We start from the raw sequence: 16,322 nt of genomic DNA on the forward strand, positions 1-16,322 counted from the left end.
CCGCCCCTATATCTTCAATAATTCTTGCGCTAAATGCTTAGCTTCTTTGAAGCCAATTAGCTTGCAGGCATCGAAGACACGCCCACCTGCGCCGGACGCAGCAGGCGGTCGTGCAGCATAAACCCTTCGGCGGAAACCTGAATGATGTCTCCGGCCTTGGTGCCCGGCACCGGTGCCTCAAACATGGCCTCATGCACATTGGGATCGAACCGGTCGCCAACCTCAGGTGTGATCACCTCAATCCCGTGCTTCTGGAACACATCCTTCAACGCACGCATCGTCAGCTCAACGCCTTCCAGCAGACCGGCGGCAACTTCTTTCTGCTCATCCGTCGCGGCTTCAAGCGCACGTTTCATGTTGTCGTAAACCGGCAGCATGTCGCGGGCCAGTCTCGACCCGCCATACTGTTCCGCATCGCGACGCGCCTTGTCGCCACGTTTACGCGCATTCTCGGCATCTGCCAATGCGCGCATGAATTTGTCTTTGTAGTCGTCCCGCTCGGCACGCAGCGCGTCCAGCTCCAGTTCTTCTTCGCTGATATCCATCAGCTCTTCGGCCAGCTCTTCCGCTTCGGCGGTTGCGATATCGTCCAGAAAATCTTCGTTCTTGGGCTCTGCCATCTCTTACCCTCTAGCTCCGGTCGGATATCAGTTTTCCGACCAGTTGCGCCGTATAATCCACAATCGGCACGATCCGTCCATAATTCAGACGCGTGGGTCCGATGACCCCGACCGCACCGATTATCTTTCGATCAGCGTTCATATATGGAGACACCACCAAAGAGGAACCCGAAAGTGAGAAAAGTTTGTTCTCAGACCCAATAAAAATGCGCACACCTTCGCCATCTTCGGTCAATTCAAGAAATTCTGCGATGTCCCGCTTGCGTTCCAGATCATCAAACAGGGTCCGAATCCGTTCAAGTTCCTCGACCTGACCCGGTTCGTTCAACAGATTCGCTCGCCCGCGCACGATCAAACGGGCCGAGTCGCTACCATCTCCGTCCCAGGCGGCCATTCCGCTTTCCACCATCTCACGCGCCAGAATGTCGATTTCCTGCTTGCGTGCATCGATCTGCGTCTGCATCTGCCGACGCACTTCGCTAAGCGTTCGCCCCTCGATGAGCGCATTGAGGAAGTTCGCGGCCTCGCGCATTGAACTGGGGGTTTGTCCAGGTGGTGGGCTGAACAGACGGTTTTCCACATGACCATCCGAGAAAACCAGAACCACCAAAGCCCGATCATGGCCCAGCGATACGAATTCAATATGCTTGATTTCCGATTCATACTTGGGCGTCAATACCAGCGACGCCCCTTGTGTCACGTGTGACAAAGCCGAACCCACACGGTCGAGCATACCGCCAACATCGCCCGTGTTAGAGCCTAAAGTCTGTTCCAGTTTCTGCCGATCATCCGCGCCCAGATCTCCGACCTCAAGCAACCCGTCCACAAACATCCGCAGACCCTGCTGCGTCGGAATTCGACCGGCACTGACATGAGGGCTGTCCAAAAGGCCCAGGAATTCCAGATCCTGCATCACATTGCGAACGGTGGCGGCGCTGACTTTCTCGGACAAGGTACGCGTCAACGTACGGCTGCCGACGGGTTCACCGCTTTCCAGATAGCTCTCGACAATCAGCCGGAACACTTCCCGTGACCGGGTGTTCATTTCGTCCAGAATCTTGCTTGCTTCGCTCATGCGTCTTCCCCTGCTCGTTCGTCATTAAATAGCAGGCAAATGAAAGGTCAATCGGGGTTGCATCGTAACGCTGCGGGGCGTTATCCCCAACTCAGCAAACAAAGGAATTCCGATGCGACCCTCTGGAAGAGATTTAAGCGAAATGCGCGCCGTTTCAATCGAAACGGGGTTCACCAAACATGCCGAAGGTTCCTGCCTGATCAAAATGGGCGACACACACGTATTGTGCACTGCAACGATCGAGGATCGCGTGCCGCCCTTTATCAAGGGTTCGGGCCTGGGCTGGGTCACAGCAGAGTACGGTATGCTACCCCGCGCCACCAACACCCGGATGCGGCGTGAAGCTGCCAGTGGCAAGCAAGGCGGTCGTACTGTGGAAATCCAGCGTCTGATCGGCCGCGCCCTGCGCGCCGGTGTGGATCGCGTTGCACTGGGTGAGCGTCAGATCACCGTGGACTGCGATGTGATTCAGGCAGATGGTGGGACACGTTGCGCCTCGATCACCGGCGGATGGGTGGCCCTGCGCCTGGCTGTGAACAAGCTGATGAAAACGGGCGACGTGATCTCGGACCCCTTGGTAGACCCTGTTGCGGCTGTGTCCTGCGGTATTTATGCCGGTCAGCCGGTGCTGGATTTGGATTATCCCGAAGACAGCGAAGCCGGTGTCGATGGCAACTTCATCATGACCGGATCGGGTAAACTGATCGAAGTGCAGATGAGTGCCGAAGGTTCTGTCTTTAGCCGTGCGCAAATGGATCAGCTGATGGATCTGGCCGAAAAGGGCGTCGGCGAATTGGCTGCTGCCCAGAAAGCCGCAACGGCATGACCCGCACGTTCGATGGGGACAGGCTGCTGGTCGCCACCCATAACAAAGGCAAACTTGAAGAGGTGACGCATCTCCTCGAGCCATTTGGTGTCACTGTTGTGGGTGCTGGGGATATGAACTTGCCCGAGCCGGAAGAAACCGAGGACACATTTGTAGGCAACGCGCGGATCAAAGCCCACGCCGCCGCCAAAGCCACGGGTCTGCCTGCCCTGTCGGACGATTCCGGGATCACCATCGATGCGCTGGACGGCGCGCCCGGTGTCTACACTGCGGATTGGGCGGAAACCGGCAACGGCCGCGATTTCCTGATGGCCATGACCCGCGCGCATGATGAGTTGGAGGCAAAAAACGCCCCACACCCCCGCACCGCGCAATTCCGTAGTACTCTGGTGCTGGCTTGGCCCGACGGCCATGATGAAGTGTTCGAAGGCATCGCCCCCGGCCACCTGGTCTGGCCCATTCGTGGTGAAGGCGGATTTGGCTACGACCCGATGTTTGTTCCTGACGGGTACGACATTACATTTGCCGAGATGGATCGCTGGGAAAAGAACAAGATCAGCCACCGCGGCCGCGCGGTTGAGAAGTTCGTGAAAGGCTGCTTTGGCAGATGATTGGCGCAACGGGGGCTTTGGCCTGTATGTCCATTGGCCTTTTTGCGAGGCCAAATGCCCCTATTGCGATTTCAACAGCCATGTTTCAAATAAAATTGATCAAAAACAATGGCTTGGCTGTTATCTGATCGAGCTGAAACGCTCTGCCGCTGAAACGCCAGATCGGGTACTGAACACGATCTTTTTTGGGGGTGGCACCCCCTCCCTGATGGACCCGGAAACCGTTTCTGCGGTTATTGATGAGGCGCGCGCGCTCTGGCACCCCTCCAACGACATGGAAATCACGCTGGAGGCCAATCCCGGCTCGGTCGAGGCTGGCCGGTTTGCGGCCTATCGGGACGCGGGCGTCAATAGAATCTCGATGGGGGTTCAGGCCCTGAATGACGAAGATTTGCGTCGCCTGGGCCGCATTCATTCAGTTGCCGAGGCCCGCGCCGCCTTTGACATCGCCCGGACCTGCTTTGATCGCGTCAGTTTTGATCTGATCTATGCCAGACAGCACCAAACACCCGAAGCCTGGCGTGCGGAACTAAGCGAAGCCCTGTCGATGGCCGTGGACCACCTGTCGCTGTACCAATTGACGATCGAGGACGGAACTGCCTTTGGCGACCGCTATGCCGTTGGAAAACTACGTGGTCTGCCAGAGGACGACAGCGCCGCCGACATGTATCTGATCACGCAGGAAATTTGTGAAGCACATGGGTTACCCGCTTATGAGGTGTCCAACCACGCGCGCACGGGCGCGCAGTCGCAACACAATCTGATCTATTGGCGTTACGGAGACTATGTGGGCATTGGTCCCGGTGCCCATGGGCGACTTACTCTGAACGAACAGAAATACGCGACCGAGACCTACCTGAATCCACAGCGCTGGCTTGATGCGACTACGCGCAGCAGCGGAGAGAAAGGGCGAACAGCGCTAACTCTTGAAGATCAGGCCAATGAATACCTTATGATGGGTATGAGGATTTCAGAAGGCCTAGATACAGATAGGTGGGAGCGCTTAGCGGGTCGAAAGCTCTCAGAAGATACCATTGACCACCTGATCGGGATCAAAATGATTGAACATGAAAACGGCAGGCTTCGGGCAACAGCAGACGGTCGTGCCGTACTGAACGCCGTCATTCGGGAGCTTTTGAGCTAACCATGCATTACCTTTGGGCCGGACTGGGACTTTTTTGTGTTGCGCTGGCGATGGTTGGGGTTGTCCTTCCCCTTCTGCCAACTGTTCCATTCCTGCTTTTGGCAGCATTTTTCTTTGCCCGATCTTCTTCACGCTTGCACACTTGGCTGCTGACTCATCAACTGTTCGGATCGTTGATACAAGACTGGCAGAGCTCTGGCGCTATTCGACCTGCGGCAAAAAAGGCGGCGACTGTTTCAGTCGCCGCCGTATTTGGTCTCTCAATTTGGATGTCCGCCCCGAATTTCGTTCTGGCCATTCAAGCCGTCGTCCTGGGCGGTGTAATGGCCTTTATCTGGACGCGACCTAACGGCTGAGCTTGGCACACAGATCGTCAAGCTGGTCCAGGTTCTCATACGTCAGGACAACCTGACCCGTTTCAGTTCCAGCCTTGTGATTGATCGAGACCTTCATCGCCAGAATTGCAGACAGATCTTTTTCCAACGCCCGTGTATCGGCATCCTTGTCCGCGTCCAGGTTTCTGGACCGCGGCGTAGGACGCCCAGCATCACCTTGTTGCTGCTTCTTAACCAAAGCTTCGGTTGCACGCACCGACAGACCCCCTTTGACGATCTGCTTCGCCAACTCCGAAGGGTTTTCGGCCGTAATCAGCGCCCGCGCATGTCCTGCCGATATTTTCCCTTCAATAACAAGAGCTTGAACATCCAACGGCAAAGACAAAAGACGCAGAAGGTTGGCGATATGGCTACGGCTTTTACCCAAGGCCTCGGCAAGTTTTTCCTGCGTGTGGCCAAAGCGATCCATTAGCTGCTTATAGCCAGCGGCTTCTTCCACGGCGTTCAGGTCCGCACGCTGGATGTTTTCTATGATTGCAACTTCCAGAACTTCGGTGTCGTCGAAATCCCGCACAATGACCGGAATTTCATGCAGCTGAGCCATTTGCGCCGCGCGCCAACGGCGTTCACCTGCAACGATCTCATATTCATCGACTCCGGTTGAACGCACAATCAAAGGCTGGATAATGCCCTTTTCCTTAACCGAAGCGGCCAGCTCGTCCAGCTGTTCGGGCAGGAAAGTGCGGCGGGGCTGATTGGGGTTGGCCTTCAGCTTTTCAACAGGAACCTTCAGATCAGGCCGACGCGCTTCGGTCAGTACTCGCCCTTCCGTTTCGGGATTTACATCCGCCATAAGAGCGGACAGCCCGCGCCCCAACCCTCTGGATTTTGCTTTCTTGGCGCTCATGCCGCCCTCCTCACTTCCGCCTAAGCAGCGGTCTTGTTGTTCTTGTGCATGATCTCGCGGGCCAGATGCCGATAAGCCATCGCACCAAGCGAACCCGAGTCGTATTGCAAGACAGGCAGCGCATACGACGGTGCCTCACTGACCCGCACATTTCTGGGTATCTTTGTCTTAAAGACCATCTCACCCAGATTGTCACGCGCATCCTTTTCGACCTGACGGGACAAGTTGTTGCGGTTGTCATACATGGTCAACACAACACCTTCGATTCTCAGGTCAGGATTCGCGGTTTGTCGAACTTCCCGGATCGTCAGCATAAGCTGAGAGAGACCTTCCAGAGCAAAGAACTCACTTTGCAGCGGTACAAGGACCGAATGCGCCGCCACCATCGCGTTGACGGTCAACAGGTTCAACGACGGCGGGCAATCAATAAGGATAAAGTCCAGGTTGTAGACATCAACCGCAGTCTGTCGCAGCGCATCATGCAACAAATAGCTGCGTTTCTCGTTGGATATCAATTCAATGTCAGCCGAACTCAGATCGACTGTAGCTGGAACAACCAGAAGATTTTCGATTTCCGTTTCCTGAACGACGGCCTCCAACGGAGCATCGTCAAGGATGAGATCATAAGTTGTCCAATCCCGATCCTCTACACCCAAACCGGTGGACGCATTTCCCTGAGGGTCAAGATCAACCACCAAAACCCGGCAACCGGATTCCGCCAAACCCGCCGCCAAGTTGATTGCTGTGGTGGTCTTCCCTACCCCGCCCTTCTGATTGGCGACCGCTATAATCCGAGGTCCTGAAGGTCGGGACAGATCAACCACGTGATACTCCTTTGATTTTAAGGATAACGGCCTGAGGTTCAGTTAAACTTGTAATCGGCTCGACATCGAATTTCCATTCTTCTTGAGCCTCTGATAGTTCTTTTTTCCAGTTTGCGCCTTTGGGCAACAAAGCGGTACCATTCCTACTTAAATGCCTGTCGCAAAAGGACAATAATATCCGCAACTCTGCCAATGCACGGGCAGAAAGGACATCCGCATCCAAAGGATCAACACTTTCGATTCGTTTTGAAACCACAGTGCACTTAATTCCACATTCCCGCGCAACACTACGTAAGAAAGCGGACTTCCTTTGATCGCTTTCAACAAAGGAAAACTGGGAGTCCGGTGAATGTTCAGCCGCAATCAAAGCGCATACCATCCCCGGAAACCCGCCTCCGCTTCCGATATCCACCCAGTTTTCGAACTGATCAGCACAATTATAAACCTGCACAGAGTCGAGGATATGGCGATCCCAGATGTGCTCCAGACTATTGCGGGACACAAGATTGATCTTGGGATTCCAGCGTTTCACGAGATCAACGTAGGCTTCCAATCGCTCAAATGTTTCACGTGAAACATTCAAACGCTCAAATGTGGAATATTCTGCAGTCATGCCCGTCGCGCCCTGTCATCGCGGCGGAGCTTTGCGAGCACAAGCGTCAGCGCAGCGGGTGTAACCCCCTCGACCCGGCTTGCCTGGGCGATATTCGAAGGTTTCGCCTGCGAAAGCTTTTGCTTCATCTCCGATGACAAGCCTTCCAAGGAGAAATAATCGAAGTCGCGTGGAATAACATATGATTCATCCCGCTTCATCGCTTCCACATCGCGTTTCTGGCGAGCAATGTAGTTTGCATAAAGCGCATCACGTTCGACCTGAAGCCTGATTTTTTCCTCTACATCTTTCAGATCCGGGATCAAAGGCAGCAAGCTATCAAAAGATACGTCCGGAAAGGCCAGGATCGCCATCCCGTCGCGGCGATTCCCATCTTGGTTGACGTTTATCCCAGCGGAAAGCACTTCTTTTGGCGTGTAGGTTCGCTTAGTCAGCTTAGCCTTCACCTCATCAAGCTGGTCCATTTTGTCTTCAAAATGTGCCCGGCGGTGAGACCCAACGCATCCGAGCTCTATCCCGACTGGCGTCAAGCGTTGGTCTGCGTTATCTGCGCGAAGGGAAAGACGAAACTCTGCCCGCGAGGTAAACATCCGGTAGGGTTCAGCCACGCCGCGTGTTGTCAGGTCATCTATCATAACTCCGATATAGCTGTCGGATCTGGTAAAATGTACAGGATCACGGCCGTGCACTTCCAGTGCGGCATTGAGGCCGGCAACCATACCTTGCGCGGCCGCTTCCTCATACCCTGTGGTTCCATTGATCTGACCCGCCAAATACAGCCCCGGAACATCGGGAAGCGACAGAGTTCCAGTTAAAACACGAGGATCGACGTAGTCATACTCAATAGCATAACCCGGCTGTAAGATCTCTGCGCTTTCAAGGCCTTTTATGGATCGGACATACTGCAACTGCACGTCTTGAGGAAGTGACGTCGAAATACCATTGGGGTAGATTGTGTGATCGTTCACCCCTTCGGGTTCCAGGAAAATCTGATGCGATTCTTTGTCTGCAAATCGTACGATCTTATCCTCAATAGAGGGACAGTATCGAGGACCTATGCCGTCAATATGGCCGCCATACATCGCTGACTTCGAAAGATTGGCCTCGATGATCTCATGTGTTTTTGCGTTGGTATGTGTGATTCCACAGGAAATCTGCGGTGCGACCACGTCCGTAGATAGAAACGAGAACAGTGTTGGCTTTTCGTCCCCGTCTTGACGCTCTAGGTCGGACCAGTCGATTGTCCGCCCGTCCAGGCGAGGTGGCGTACCTGTTTTCAAACGTCCCAACGGTAAATCATAACTATCCAGACGTTCGGCAAGCTTGACAGAAGGGCGGTCTCCCATCCGTCCACCAGGGCGGGACACATCACCGATATGAATGACACCACGCAGAAATGTCCCGGATGTCAGTATAACTGCGCGACCAGCAATCTCTGATCCGTCCGAAAGTAGCACGCCGGAAACGCGCGATCCATCCATGAGAAAGTCGACAACCTCACCGACGATAACAGACAGGTTGATCTGATTCTGCGTTTCTCCCTGCATCGCTGCCCGATAAAGGGCGCGGTCTGCTTGTGTTCTAGGACCCTGCACTGCCGGTCCCTTTCGGCGGTTCAATAAACGAAATTGAATGCCCGCTTGGTCCGCGACAAGTCCCATAACGCCATCAAGCGCGTCAATCTCGCGAACCAGGTGGCCTTTCCCCAAGCCCCCAATCGCCGGGTTACAAGACATAACACCTATGTCTGACGCTGATAGGGTTACCAACGCGGTATTAGCACCCATCCGCGCAGAGGCATGAGCGGCCTCGGTCCCGGCGTGTCCTGCGCCAATTACGATGACATCAAACTTCGAATGTTTCACGTGAAACACTCCTTACTTTCCCAAACAGAAGCTAGAGAAGATTTCATCCAGCAGTGTTTCGACATCTATTCTGCCAACCAGAGATTCAAGAGCGCGTATGGCGGTTCTCAGTTCTTCTGCCACGATATCATACAGGTCTGGGCCTGATTCCAGAACCGATATCGCCGACTGGAGAGAATCCAACGCCCTATTGATCGCAACGCGATGGCGTTCCCGTGTTGCAATACCATGGGTAGTGGTTCTTTCACCCAATACATACGAAATCTGGTCTACAAGCGCATCGAGCCCCTGCCCTGTTTTTCCAGATACACCATGACTTTTTTCACCTCGAAGGTCAGCCTTTGGCAGAACATGAATATCGCCCTCTTGCTTCCCAACACCAAGTTCTTCCGGTGTATCTGACAGGAAAACACGTAGGTCGGCAGCCTCTGCTCTGCTACGCGCCAGCTCGATGCCCAGGTTTTCGACATGGTCTTCGGTTTCTCGCAACCCGGCCGTATCCAACAAAGTCACTGGTAATCCAGCAAGATCCATCCGAACTTCAATCACATCACGCGTGGTTCCAGCATATTCTGAGGTAATTGCGGCCTCTCGACCGGCTAAAGCATTCAAAAGAGTAGATTTACCTGCATTCGGAAGCCCCACGATTGCAACTTCAAACCCAGTGCGTATACGTTCGGCGATTTTCACACCATCTGCCTCGCGGCGAAGGTCAGACATGACGCCCTGGATCAGTTCACGGACTTCAGGCGTTACATCTGTTGGAACCTCTTCATCAGCAAAGTCGATAACAGCTTCCAACAAGGACGCAGCCCGTATCAAATCCTGACGCCACCGTTCTGCCAAAGTGCCCAGCTCGCCAGCCAAAATGGTTTGTGCTTGCTTGCGCTGCGCCTCGGTTTCAGCGTCGATCAGGTCGGCCAAACCTTCGACCTGCGTCAGGTCCATTTTACCATTTTCAAGCGCCCGGCGCGTGAACTCACCCGGTTCCGCGATGCGCAGCCCATCAGTATCCGACAAGCATCGCAGCACAGCGTTGACGGACGCAGTACTGCCATGGATCTGAAGCTCTGCCACATCTTCGCCGGTGAAACTGGCCGGAGCTTGGAATGTGAGGACCAATCCGTCGTCCAGACGTGCTCCGCCCTGATCTCGCAGGGTACGCAGAACCATTCCACGTTCAGGTAGCGTGCCGCCTGTCAATCGCGCCGCCGCAGAATGCGAGTCTTGGCCCGAGAGGCGTATGACCGCCACTCCAGCTTTGCCTTGCGCGCTGGCCAGGGCAAATATCGTATCCATGAATAGCCCCCGCGTCAGAACCGGTTCGGCGTCAGGTGTTCATTGAATCGAAGAATTCCGAGTTTGTCTTGGTCTGCTTCAACTTCGACAGCAGGAACTCGATTGCGTCTGTCGTTCCCATCGGGTTGAGAATACGGCGCAGAACAAAAGTCTTGGCCAAATCACCCTTGTCGACCAGCAGGTCCTCTTTCCGGGTGCCGGATTTGAGGATGTCGATGGCCGGGAACACGCGCTTGTCTGCAATCTTGCGATCCAGAACGATTTCCGAGTTACCTGTGCCTTTGAATTCTTCAAAAATCACCTCGTCCATACGGCTGCCGGTGTCGATCAGCGCGGTGGCGATAATGGTCAGCGAACCGCCCTCTTCAATGTTCCGCGCGGCACCAAAGAACCGCTTGGGCCGTTGCAGGGCGTTGGCATCCACACCGCCGGTCAGAACTTTACCCGAGGATGGGACCACAGTGTTAAACGCCCTACCAAGTCTTGTTATCGAGTCGAGAAGAATAACAACATCTCGTTTATGTTCGACCAAACGCTTGGCTTTTTCGATAACCATTTCTGACACGGCCACGTGGCGCGTTGCCGGTTCGTCAAAGGTCGAGGATACAACCTCACCCTTCACCGAGCGCTGCATGTCGGTCACCTCTTCGGGGCGTTCATCGATCAGCAGGACGATCAGATAGCATTCAGGGTGGTTCTTTTCGATCGAGTTGGCGATGTTTTGCAGGATCACGGTCTTACCGGTCCGCGGTGGCGCCACGATCAAAGAACGCTGACCCTTACCTATGGGAGACACCAGATCGATGACACGCGCGGATTTGTCTTTGATGGTGGGATCTTCGACCTCCATTTTCAGACGCTCATCGGGATAGAGCGGTGTCAGGTTGTCAAAGGCGATCTTGTGCTTGGCTTTTTCAGGATCTTCAAAGTTGATCTTTGTAACTTTGATCAGTGCAAAATAGCGCTCATTTTCGTCGGGAGCCTTAATATCGCCTTCAACCGTATCCCCGGTCCGCAACGAGTGCTGGCGGATCATCTCGGGCGAGACATAGATGTCGTCCGGACCCGGCAGATAGTTCGCCTCGGGCGAGCGCAGGAAACCGAAACCGTCCTGAAGAACCTCCAGCACGCCATCGCCGCCAACGGTCCAGCCTTCATCCGCGCGTTCACGCAGGATCTGGAACATCATCTCGCCTTTTCGCATGGTCGAGGCGTTTTCGATCTCCAGCTCTTCGGCCATCGCCAAAAGGTCTTTGGGGCTTTTGGCTTTCAGATCGGCCAGATTCAGAGATTCTGTTGTCATGATACAAACCTTCACCGCTGAGTTTGCGGCACGAAGTGGAATTTCAGTACGGAAGATACGCCGCCCGGACGGGCGTGTTGGTTCTTACATAAGCGCGACAGCGTTCGGAGTCAAATAGGCCCTCAGAACTTCAGAACGACCGCCAGAACGATGACAACCATCAGAATGGTGGGAACCTCGTTCATCATGCGATACTGCCGCCCAGTGAGCTTGTTTTGCCCTTCCAGAAAATCTTTGCGCCGTGCCATCAGCCAGTGATGAAACCAGGTCATGCCGATTACTGCGGCACCCTTTACCCACGGCCACGCCCAATCCCATCCAACAATGCCCGGCGTGAACACCATGATCAGGCCACAGACCCAAGCCACGATCATCGCAGGGCGCATGATCACACGCAGCAGCTTTTCTTCCATTTCAAAGAAGATGTCCTGCGCACCTTCGACTGATTGCGCTTTCTCAACATGATAGACGAATAGTCTAGGCAGATAGAACAGACCTGCCATCCATGAGATCACAGCCATGATATGGAGTGACTTCACCCACGGGTACAGCGTGAAAAGAAGATCTGTCATTTCGGCTCCGGGCGTTGTTCGGGACTCTCCCTAATAAAAAAATAAGAAAAGAAAAAGGATGATGGTTTTGTAGGGTAGGCAAATTCCGTGGATTACTTTTTTACACAAGTGTTTTCCCCATGTGGACAGAGCATTCGAAATTTAGGGTGATTCTGTTGAAACTAAAAATTATACAATAAAAACAATATCTTATGACACTGATACTAAGATGGGATTTGGGGATAACTCTTTGGGTATCATGGGATAATCAGGTTATCCCGGTTTTCAAAGTTATCCTTGTCCCGGCTGGATGGGATTTGAGCGACTCGAGGATCTTTGTTGCGAATTTCCCGGGGTTGCGTGTCAACCGGAAAACCATACAAAGCACCCCAGAACTCTCATCGACTTGCACACGGGGTTTTCCACATGTCTGTCCCCATTCTTCTCGCCTCAGGATCTGCCATTCGGGCGCAGCTGCTCAAGAACGCAGGTGTTCCATTCACGGTTCAAACTGCACGCGTGGATGAAGAGATGGCCAAACGCGCCCTACTGGCCGAAAACGCATCACCACGGGATATTGCTGATACGCTTGCCGAAATGAAAGCCCGCAAGGTCAGTCACAAGAACCCTGGTGCTATGGTTATGGGTTGTGATCAGGTTCTGGATTTTGACGGTCAGCTGCTGTCGAAGCCCGAAACTCCCGAACAGGCAATCGCTCAGCTGAAAGCCATGCGTGGCAAGCGGCACATGCTTTTGTCGGCGGCGGTGATCTATCAGGATGACGAACCGATCTGGCGGCATGTGGGACAGGTGCGATTGCGGATGCGGGCCAGTTCCGATGCCTATCTGAAGGACTATGTTTCTCGGAACTGGGACAGTATCCGTCATTCAGTCGGCGCATATAAGCTGGAAGAAGAAGGTGTCCGCCTGTTCGCCACCATTGACGGCGACTATTTTAACGTTTTGGGTATGCCCCTGTTGGAGCTTCTCAACTTTCTGGCTGTCAAAGGGGTGATCGATCAATGACGGACTACCGGGTTCCTCTGGCCGGGGTGATCGGACATCCCATCGGACACTCCCGTTCCCCGAAACTGCATGGCCATTGGCTGAAGACCTACGGCCTTGCCGGACATTACATCCCGATGGATGTTGCATCCGCGGACCTAGAGACTGTGCTGCGCACTCTACCCAAAGCAGGTTTTGTTGGGGCGAATGTTACCGTTCCCCATAAAGAAGCAGCTTTGAAGATTGCAGATCACGTATCCGACCGCGCGACTGTGATTGGCGCTGCGAATACACTGGTGTTCCGTGAAGATGGCTCGATCCACGCGGATAACACCGATGGGTACGGTTTCATGGAAAACCTGCGCAGCGGAGCGCCGGACTGGAATGCCAAAGACGGACCAGCCGTTGTGTTCGGTGCCGGCGGGGCGGCACGTGCGGTTCTGCAAGCCTTGTCCGATGCAGGCGTGCCGGAAATCCTGTTGGCCAACCGAACGCGCGCCCGTGCGGATCATCTGAAAGAAGAGTTCGGTCAGCGCATCCGTGTTGTCGACTGGGTTCAGGCCGGGAATGTCATCGAAAACGCGGAACTGGTGGTGAACACAACCTCATTGGGTATGCAGGGCCAGCCCGAGTTGCGAGTTCCCCTGGATGGGTTGCAGCCCGGCACCGTGGTCACAGATTTGGTTTATGCCCCTTTGAAAACACATCTGTTGCAAACCGCAGAAGAGGCTGGCTGCACCACGGTCGATGGTTTGGGCATGTTGCTGCACCAGGCAGTTCCCGGCTTTGAACGCTGGTTCGGTGTCCGCCCCGAAGTGGACGCGGAAACGCGCAAGGCGGCTTTGGCATGAGCTTTGCCCTTGGCCTTACCGGTTCCATTGGCATGGGGAAAAGCACCACGGCGCAGATGTTTGTCGAAGAAGGTTGCGCCCTGTGGGATGCGGATGCAGCAGTGCATCGGTTGTATGCGCCCGGAGGCACAGCGGTTGAACCTATGCGTGCATCCTTCCCTGCCGCGATTGTTGACGGAGCTGTCAGCCGGGATGGGTTGAAACAGATTATTGCCGCTGATGCTGATGTGTTGAAGGTTATTGAGGCCATTGTTCATCCCTTGGTCGCTGCCGACCGCGCGGAATTCCGCGAAAGCACATCAACCGATATTTCAGTGTTCGACATTCCGCTTTTGTTTGAAACCGGCGGAGATGCAGCGATGGACGCGATAGCATGTGTTTCGATCCCAGCAGATGAACAAAAGCGCCGCGTCCTGAAGCGTGGAACAATGACCGAGGTGCAGTTCGAAGAGATCCGCTCCAAGCAGATGCCAAATGAAGAGAAATGCGCGCGATCGGATTTTGTGATCGTGACAGACACTCTGGACCACGCCCGCGCGCAGGTGCAGGATGTGGTCAGGCAGATACGGGCGGGGATGGCCAATGCGTGAGATTGTACTCGATACCGAAACCACCGGATTCGACCCCGAAAGCGGGGACCGGATCGTTGAAATCGGTGCCGTTGAGCTGTGGAACCACGTCGCCACGGGTGAGACGTATCACGTCTATATCAATCCTGAACGGGGTATGCCGGATGAGGCGTTTGGCGTGCATGGCATTGGTCCAGACCTGTTGGACAACCCGCGCCCACCGGAAAAGGGTGAGGTGACGCTGAAAGACAAGCCGGTTTTTGCCAAGGTTGGTCATGGGTTTCGTGACTTTGTTGGGGATGCGCGGCTGGTGATCCACAACGCGTCGTTCGATATGAAGTTCCTGAACGCCGAACTGAAAAGGATGGGCGCGACGTTAATCCCGATGGAGCAAGCGCTGGATACGCTGGCAATCGCCCGCAAACGGTTTCCCGGCTCTCCGGCGTCACTGGATGCGCTGTGTCGTCGTTTCAATATCGATAACTCGAACCGCGTTCTGCACGGCGCTTTGCTCGACTCTGAAATTCTGGCCGAGGTGTATCTGGAGCTGATCGGTGGGCGGCAGCCAGATTTCGGCCTTTCGACATCTGCGTCTTCTGCGGCGGGCGGCAGCGATGATTGGCGACCAACACCGCGCGCGACACCATTGCCATCCCGGATCACCGAGGATGAACGCGCAGCACACGAAGCATTTGTTGGAAAACTGGGCGAAAGCGCCCTATGGACCCGCGCCTGATCGGTTCAGGCACGGGTCAAACCCTTAGGCGTCTGTTTTCTGGGCCTGTTCGGCCTGACGACGCATCAATTCGTTGCGATACAGAGCCACGAAATCGATATTGTCCAGGTTCACTGGCGGGAAGCCGCCATCGCGGGTGATGTCGCTGACAATACGGCGCAGGAACGGGAACAGCATCCGCGGGCATTCGATCATCAGGAACGGGTGCAGCTGATCTTCCGACACACCTTCCACGTGGAACAGACCGCAATAGTCCAGCTCGCACATGAACAGCACGTCATCCAGGCCTTTGGCCTTTGATGTCAGGTTCAGCTTGATGGACACTTCGAACTGATGATCGGCGCTGCGTTTCTTGGCGTCCAGGTTCACCTGAACCGCAATTTCCGGCTGCACGTCGCCTGACACACCCTTCTGCGCCATCACGTTTTCAAAGGACATGTCACGGATGAACTGCCCCAGAACACGCATCTGAACCTGCGGGGCGGCTTGGGCCGCAGTGTTTTCTGCAGCGTTTTCTTCGGCCATGGATCTACTCCAAAATTAAATTTCGCCACTGCTTAGCAAGTTGGGCGCGGCACCTCAATGCTGGTGGGGGCCTTCCACCCATTTCGACGGCTTTGAAGGCTCTTTTTTCGGGCGAACTTCGCTGAATTCCCCGTCAATGATGTCCCCTTGCCCGAAAGGATTCTCGCGCGACTGAAATCCGGCTCCCGGCCCCATCTGGAAATGAGCCACGGTGACTTTCGACCTGAGATAACGAAATACAGCAACACGAACGCCCGGAACCAGCAATGCAAATCCCACGGCGTCGGTAAAAAACCCCGGTGTCAGCAATAGTGCACCGGACAGTAGGATCATCGCACCATGGGCCAAGGGCTCGGTCGGGTCGTCCAGTTCAGCAAACGAACTCTGCAAATTCCCCAGCGCCATGCGACCTTGTGTCCGCACCAAAACCGTACCCAAGACAGCGGTTAGCACAACGATAGCAAGGGTTGGCCAAAGGCCGATCAGGCCACCAACCTGAATAAACAGCGCAATCTCGATGATAGGCACCAACAAAAATGCCAAGAACAGGTACATTTACGTTATCCTTTCCCTTAGGCCGGGCTGTGGACTTGCCACCCACGCTCACCTACATAGTAGCATGAGGCCGCGTATACAAAGTCGCGGTTCTGAAAAGAGGATGAA

19 protein-coding genes are annotated in these 16,322 nt (G+C 54.6%); 8 read left to right on the plus strand and 11 right to left on the minus strand.

Annotated features, from left to right (window positions below):
• Positions 1–56: 56 nt before the first annotated feature.
• Positions 57–620, minus strand: coding sequence for a nucleotide exchange factor GrpE (locus ALB80_RS13700; RefSeq protein ID WP_050604638.1), 564 nt, complete (start codon positions 618–620; stop codon positions 57–59).
• A 10-nt stretch (positions 621–630) separates the two neighbouring features.
• Complete coding sequence (gene hrcA, locus ALB80_RS13705) at positions 631–1,695, minus strand: heat-inducible transcriptional repressor HrcA (protein ID WP_050604639.1); 1,065 nt, start codon at positions 1,693–1,695, stop codon at positions 631–633.
• Between the two features lie 112 nt (positions 1,696–1,807).
• Here hrcA and rph point away from each other — a divergent pair, with 112 nt between their 5' ends.
• Genes rph through ALB80_RS13725 form a run of 4 tightly spaced genes read left to right on the plus strand, consistent with a single transcriptional unit; the run spans position 1,808 to position 4,632 of the window.
• Positions 1,808–2,521, plus strand: coding sequence for a ribonuclease PH (gene rph / locus ALB80_RS13710; RefSeq protein ID WP_050604640.1), 714 nt, complete (start codon positions 1,808–1,810; stop codon positions 2,519–2,521).
• Entirely contained in the window at positions 2,518–3,132 is a 615-nt protein-coding gene (gene rdgB / locus ALB80_RS13715; protein WP_050604641.1) for an RdgB/HAM1 family non-canonical purine NTP pyrophosphatase, read from the plus strand. The genes rph and rdgB overlap by 4 nt, the downstream gene beginning before the upstream one ends.
• The gene (gene hemW, locus ALB80_RS13720) at positions 3,122–4,276 is read left to right on the plus strand and encodes a radical SAM family heme chaperone HemW (RefSeq protein ID WP_050604642.1); all 1,155 of its coding nucleotides are present in this window, start codon (positions 3,122–3,124) and stop codon (positions 4,274–4,276) included. The genes rdgB and hemW overlap by 11 nt, the downstream gene beginning before the upstream one ends.
• Positions 4,277–4,278: 2 nt before the next feature.
• Positions 4,279–4,632 (plus strand): YbaN family protein, encoded by a 354-nt coding sequence (locus ALB80_RS13725; RefSeq protein WP_050604643.1) that lies wholly within the window; start codon positions 4,279–4,281, stop codon positions 4,630–4,632.
• Here ALB80_RS13725 and ALB80_RS13730 read toward each other — a convergent pair.
• The 7 genes from ALB80_RS13730 to ALB80_RS13760 form a co-directional block, all read right to left on the minus strand.
• Positions 4,622–5,518, minus strand: a complete 897-nt coding sequence (locus ALB80_RS13730; RefSeq protein ID WP_050604644.1) for a ParB/RepB/Spo0J family partition protein — start codon at positions 5,516–5,518, stop codon at positions 4,622–4,624. The genes ALB80_RS13725 and ALB80_RS13730 overlap by 11 nt on opposite strands.
• A gap of 20 nt (positions 5,519–5,538) precedes the next feature.
• Entirely contained in the window at positions 5,539–6,342 is an 804-nt protein-coding gene (locus ALB80_RS13735) for a ParA family protein (protein ID WP_050604645.1), read from the minus strand.
• Positions 6,335–6,955, minus strand: a complete 621-nt coding sequence (rsmG, locus tag ALB80_RS13740) for a 16S rRNA (guanine(527)-N(7))-methyltransferase RsmG (RefSeq protein ID WP_050604646.1) — start codon at positions 6,953–6,955, stop codon at positions 6,335–6,337. Before rsmG ends, ALB80_RS13735 begins: the two co-directional genes overlap by 8 nt.
• On the minus strand, positions 6,952–8,820 hold the full coding sequence (mnmG, locus tag ALB80_RS13745; protein ID WP_050604701.1) for a tRNA uridine-5-carboxymethylaminomethyl(34) synthesis enzyme MnmG: 1,869 nt from the start codon (positions 8,818–8,820) through the stop codon (positions 6,952–6,954). The genes rsmG and mnmG overlap by 4 nt, the downstream gene beginning before the upstream one ends.
• A 12-nt stretch (positions 8,821–8,832) precedes the next feature.
• Positions 8,833–10,119 (minus strand): tRNA uridine-5-carboxymethylaminomethyl(34) synthesis GTPase MnmE, encoded by a 1,287-nt coding sequence (gene mnmE, locus ALB80_RS13750; protein WP_050604647.1) that lies wholly within the window; start codon positions 10,117–10,119, stop codon positions 8,833–8,835.
• A gap of 31 nt (positions 10,120–10,150) precedes the next feature.
• Entirely contained in the window at positions 10,151–11,422 is a 1,272-nt protein-coding gene (rho, locus tag ALB80_RS13755; protein WP_050604648.1) for a transcription termination factor Rho, read from the minus strand.
• A 122-nt stretch (positions 11,423–11,544) separates the two neighbouring features.
• Complete coding sequence (locus ALB80_RS13760) at positions 11,545–11,994, minus strand: CopD family protein (protein ID WP_050604649.1); 450 nt, start codon at positions 11,992–11,994, stop codon at positions 11,545–11,547.
• Between the two features lie 405 nt (positions 11,995–12,399).
• Here ALB80_RS13760 and ALB80_RS13765 point away from each other — a divergent pair, with 405 nt between their 5' ends.
• From ALB80_RS13765 to dnaQ, 4 genes are read left to right on the plus strand one after another with little or no spacing between them, the layout of a single operon-like run.
• Positions 12,400–12,999: a nucleoside triphosphate pyrophosphatase gene (locus tag ALB80_RS13765; protein WP_050604650.1), complete on the plus strand. Its 600-nt coding sequence runs from the start codon at positions 12,400–12,402 to the stop codon at positions 12,997–12,999.
• Positions 12,996–13,829: a shikimate dehydrogenase gene (locus tag ALB80_RS13770; RefSeq protein WP_050604651.1), complete on the plus strand. Its 834-nt coding sequence runs from the start codon at positions 12,996–12,998 to the stop codon at positions 13,827–13,829. The genes ALB80_RS13765 and ALB80_RS13770 overlap by 4 nt, the downstream gene beginning before the upstream one ends.
• Positions 13,826–14,419: a dephospho-CoA kinase gene (coaE, locus tag ALB80_RS13775; protein WP_050604652.1), complete on the plus strand. Its 594-nt coding sequence runs from the start codon at positions 13,826–13,828 to the stop codon at positions 14,417–14,419. Before ALB80_RS13770 ends, coaE begins: the two co-directional genes overlap by 4 nt.
• Positions 14,412–15,134, plus strand: coding sequence for a DNA polymerase III subunit epsilon (gene dnaQ / locus ALB80_RS13780; RefSeq protein ID WP_050604653.1), 723 nt, complete (start codon positions 14,412–14,414; stop codon positions 15,132–15,134). Before coaE ends, dnaQ begins: the two co-directional genes overlap by 8 nt.
• Positions 15,135–15,158: 24 nt before the next feature.
• Here dnaQ and secB read toward each other — a convergent pair whose 3' ends face one another.
• Together secB and ALB80_RS13790 are read right to left on the minus strand one after the other, a co-directional pair.
• Positions 15,159–15,659 carry a protein-export chaperone SecB gene (secB, locus tag ALB80_RS13785; RefSeq protein ID WP_050604654.1) on the minus strand — a complete coding sequence of 167 codons (501 nt, stop codon included), beginning with the start codon at positions 15,657–15,659 and terminating at the stop codon, positions 15,159–15,161.
• A 54-nt stretch (positions 15,660–15,713) separates the two neighbouring features.
• Complete coding sequence (locus ALB80_RS13790) at positions 15,714–16,214, minus strand: FxsA family protein (RefSeq protein WP_050604655.1); 501 nt, start codon at positions 16,212–16,214, stop codon at positions 15,714–15,716.
• Positions 16,215–16,322 lie beyond the last annotated feature (108 nt).

This window comes from Ruegeria sp. 6PALISEP08, from assembly GCF_001238295.1.
In the GTDB taxonomy this organism is placed as follows: Bacteria; Pseudomonadota; Alphaproteobacteria; order Rhodobacterales; family Rhodobacteraceae; genus Ruegeria.

Excerpts from the sequence above, each read along its gene's own strand:
- ALB80_RS13700 (WP_050604638.1), bottom strand. The coding sequence starts at position 620 with ATGGCAGAGCCCAAGAACGAAGATTTTCTGGACGATATCGCAACCGCC.
- hrcA (WP_050604639.1), bottom strand. The coding sequence starts at position 1,695 with ATGAGCGAAGCAAGCAAGATTCTGGACGAAATGAACACCCGGTCACGG.
- rph (WP_050604640.1), top strand. The coding sequence starts at position 1,808 with ATGCGACCCTCTGGAAGAGATTTAAGCGAAATGCGCGCCGTTTCAATC.
- rdgB (WP_050604641.1), top strand. The coding sequence starts at position 2,518 with ATGACCCGCACGTTCGATGGGGACAGGCTGCTGGTCGCCACCCATAAC.
- ALB80_RS13725 (WP_050604643.1), top strand. The coding sequence starts at position 4,279 with ATGCATTACCTTTGGGCCGGACTGGGACTTTTTTGTGTTGCGCTGGCG.
- ALB80_RS13730 (WP_050604644.1), bottom strand. The coding sequence starts at position 5,518 with ATGAGCGCCAAGAAAGCAAAATCCAGAGGGTTGGGGCGCGGGCTGTCC.
- rsmG (WP_050604646.1), bottom strand. The coding sequence starts at position 6,955 with ATGACTGCAGAATATTCCACATTTGAGCGTTTGAATGTTTCACGTGAA.
- mnmE (WP_050604647.1), bottom strand. The coding sequence starts at position 10,119 with ATGGATACGATATTTGCCCTGGCCAGCGCGCAAGGCAAAGCTGGAGTG.
- rho (WP_050604648.1), bottom strand. The coding sequence starts at position 11,422 with ATGACAACAGAATCTCTGAATCTGGCCGATCTGAAAGCCAAAAGCCCC.
- ALB80_RS13760 (WP_050604649.1), bottom strand. The coding sequence starts at position 11,994 with ATGACAGATCTTCTTTTCACGCTGTACCCGTGGGTGAAGTCACTCCAT.
- ALB80_RS13765 (WP_050604650.1), top strand. The coding sequence starts at position 12,400 with ATGTCTGTCCCCATTCTTCTCGCCTCAGGATCTGCCATTCGGGCGCAG.
- ALB80_RS13770 (WP_050604651.1), top strand. The coding sequence starts at position 12,996 with ATGACGGACTACCGGGTTCCTCTGGCCGGGGTGATCGGACATCCCATC.
- coaE (WP_050604652.1), top strand. The coding sequence starts at position 13,826 with ATGAGCTTTGCCCTTGGCCTTACCGGTTCCATTGGCATGGGGAAAAGC.
- dnaQ (WP_050604653.1), top strand. The coding sequence starts at position 14,412 with ATGCGTGAGATTGTACTCGATACCGAAACCACCGGATTCGACCCCGAA.
- secB (WP_050604654.1), bottom strand. The coding sequence starts at position 15,659 with ATGGCCGAAGAAAACGCTGCAGAAAACACTGCGGCCCAAGCCGCCCCG.
- ALB80_RS13790 (WP_050604655.1), bottom strand. The coding sequence starts at position 16,214 with ATGTACCTGTTCTTGGCATTTTTGTTGGTGCCTATCATCGAGATTGCG.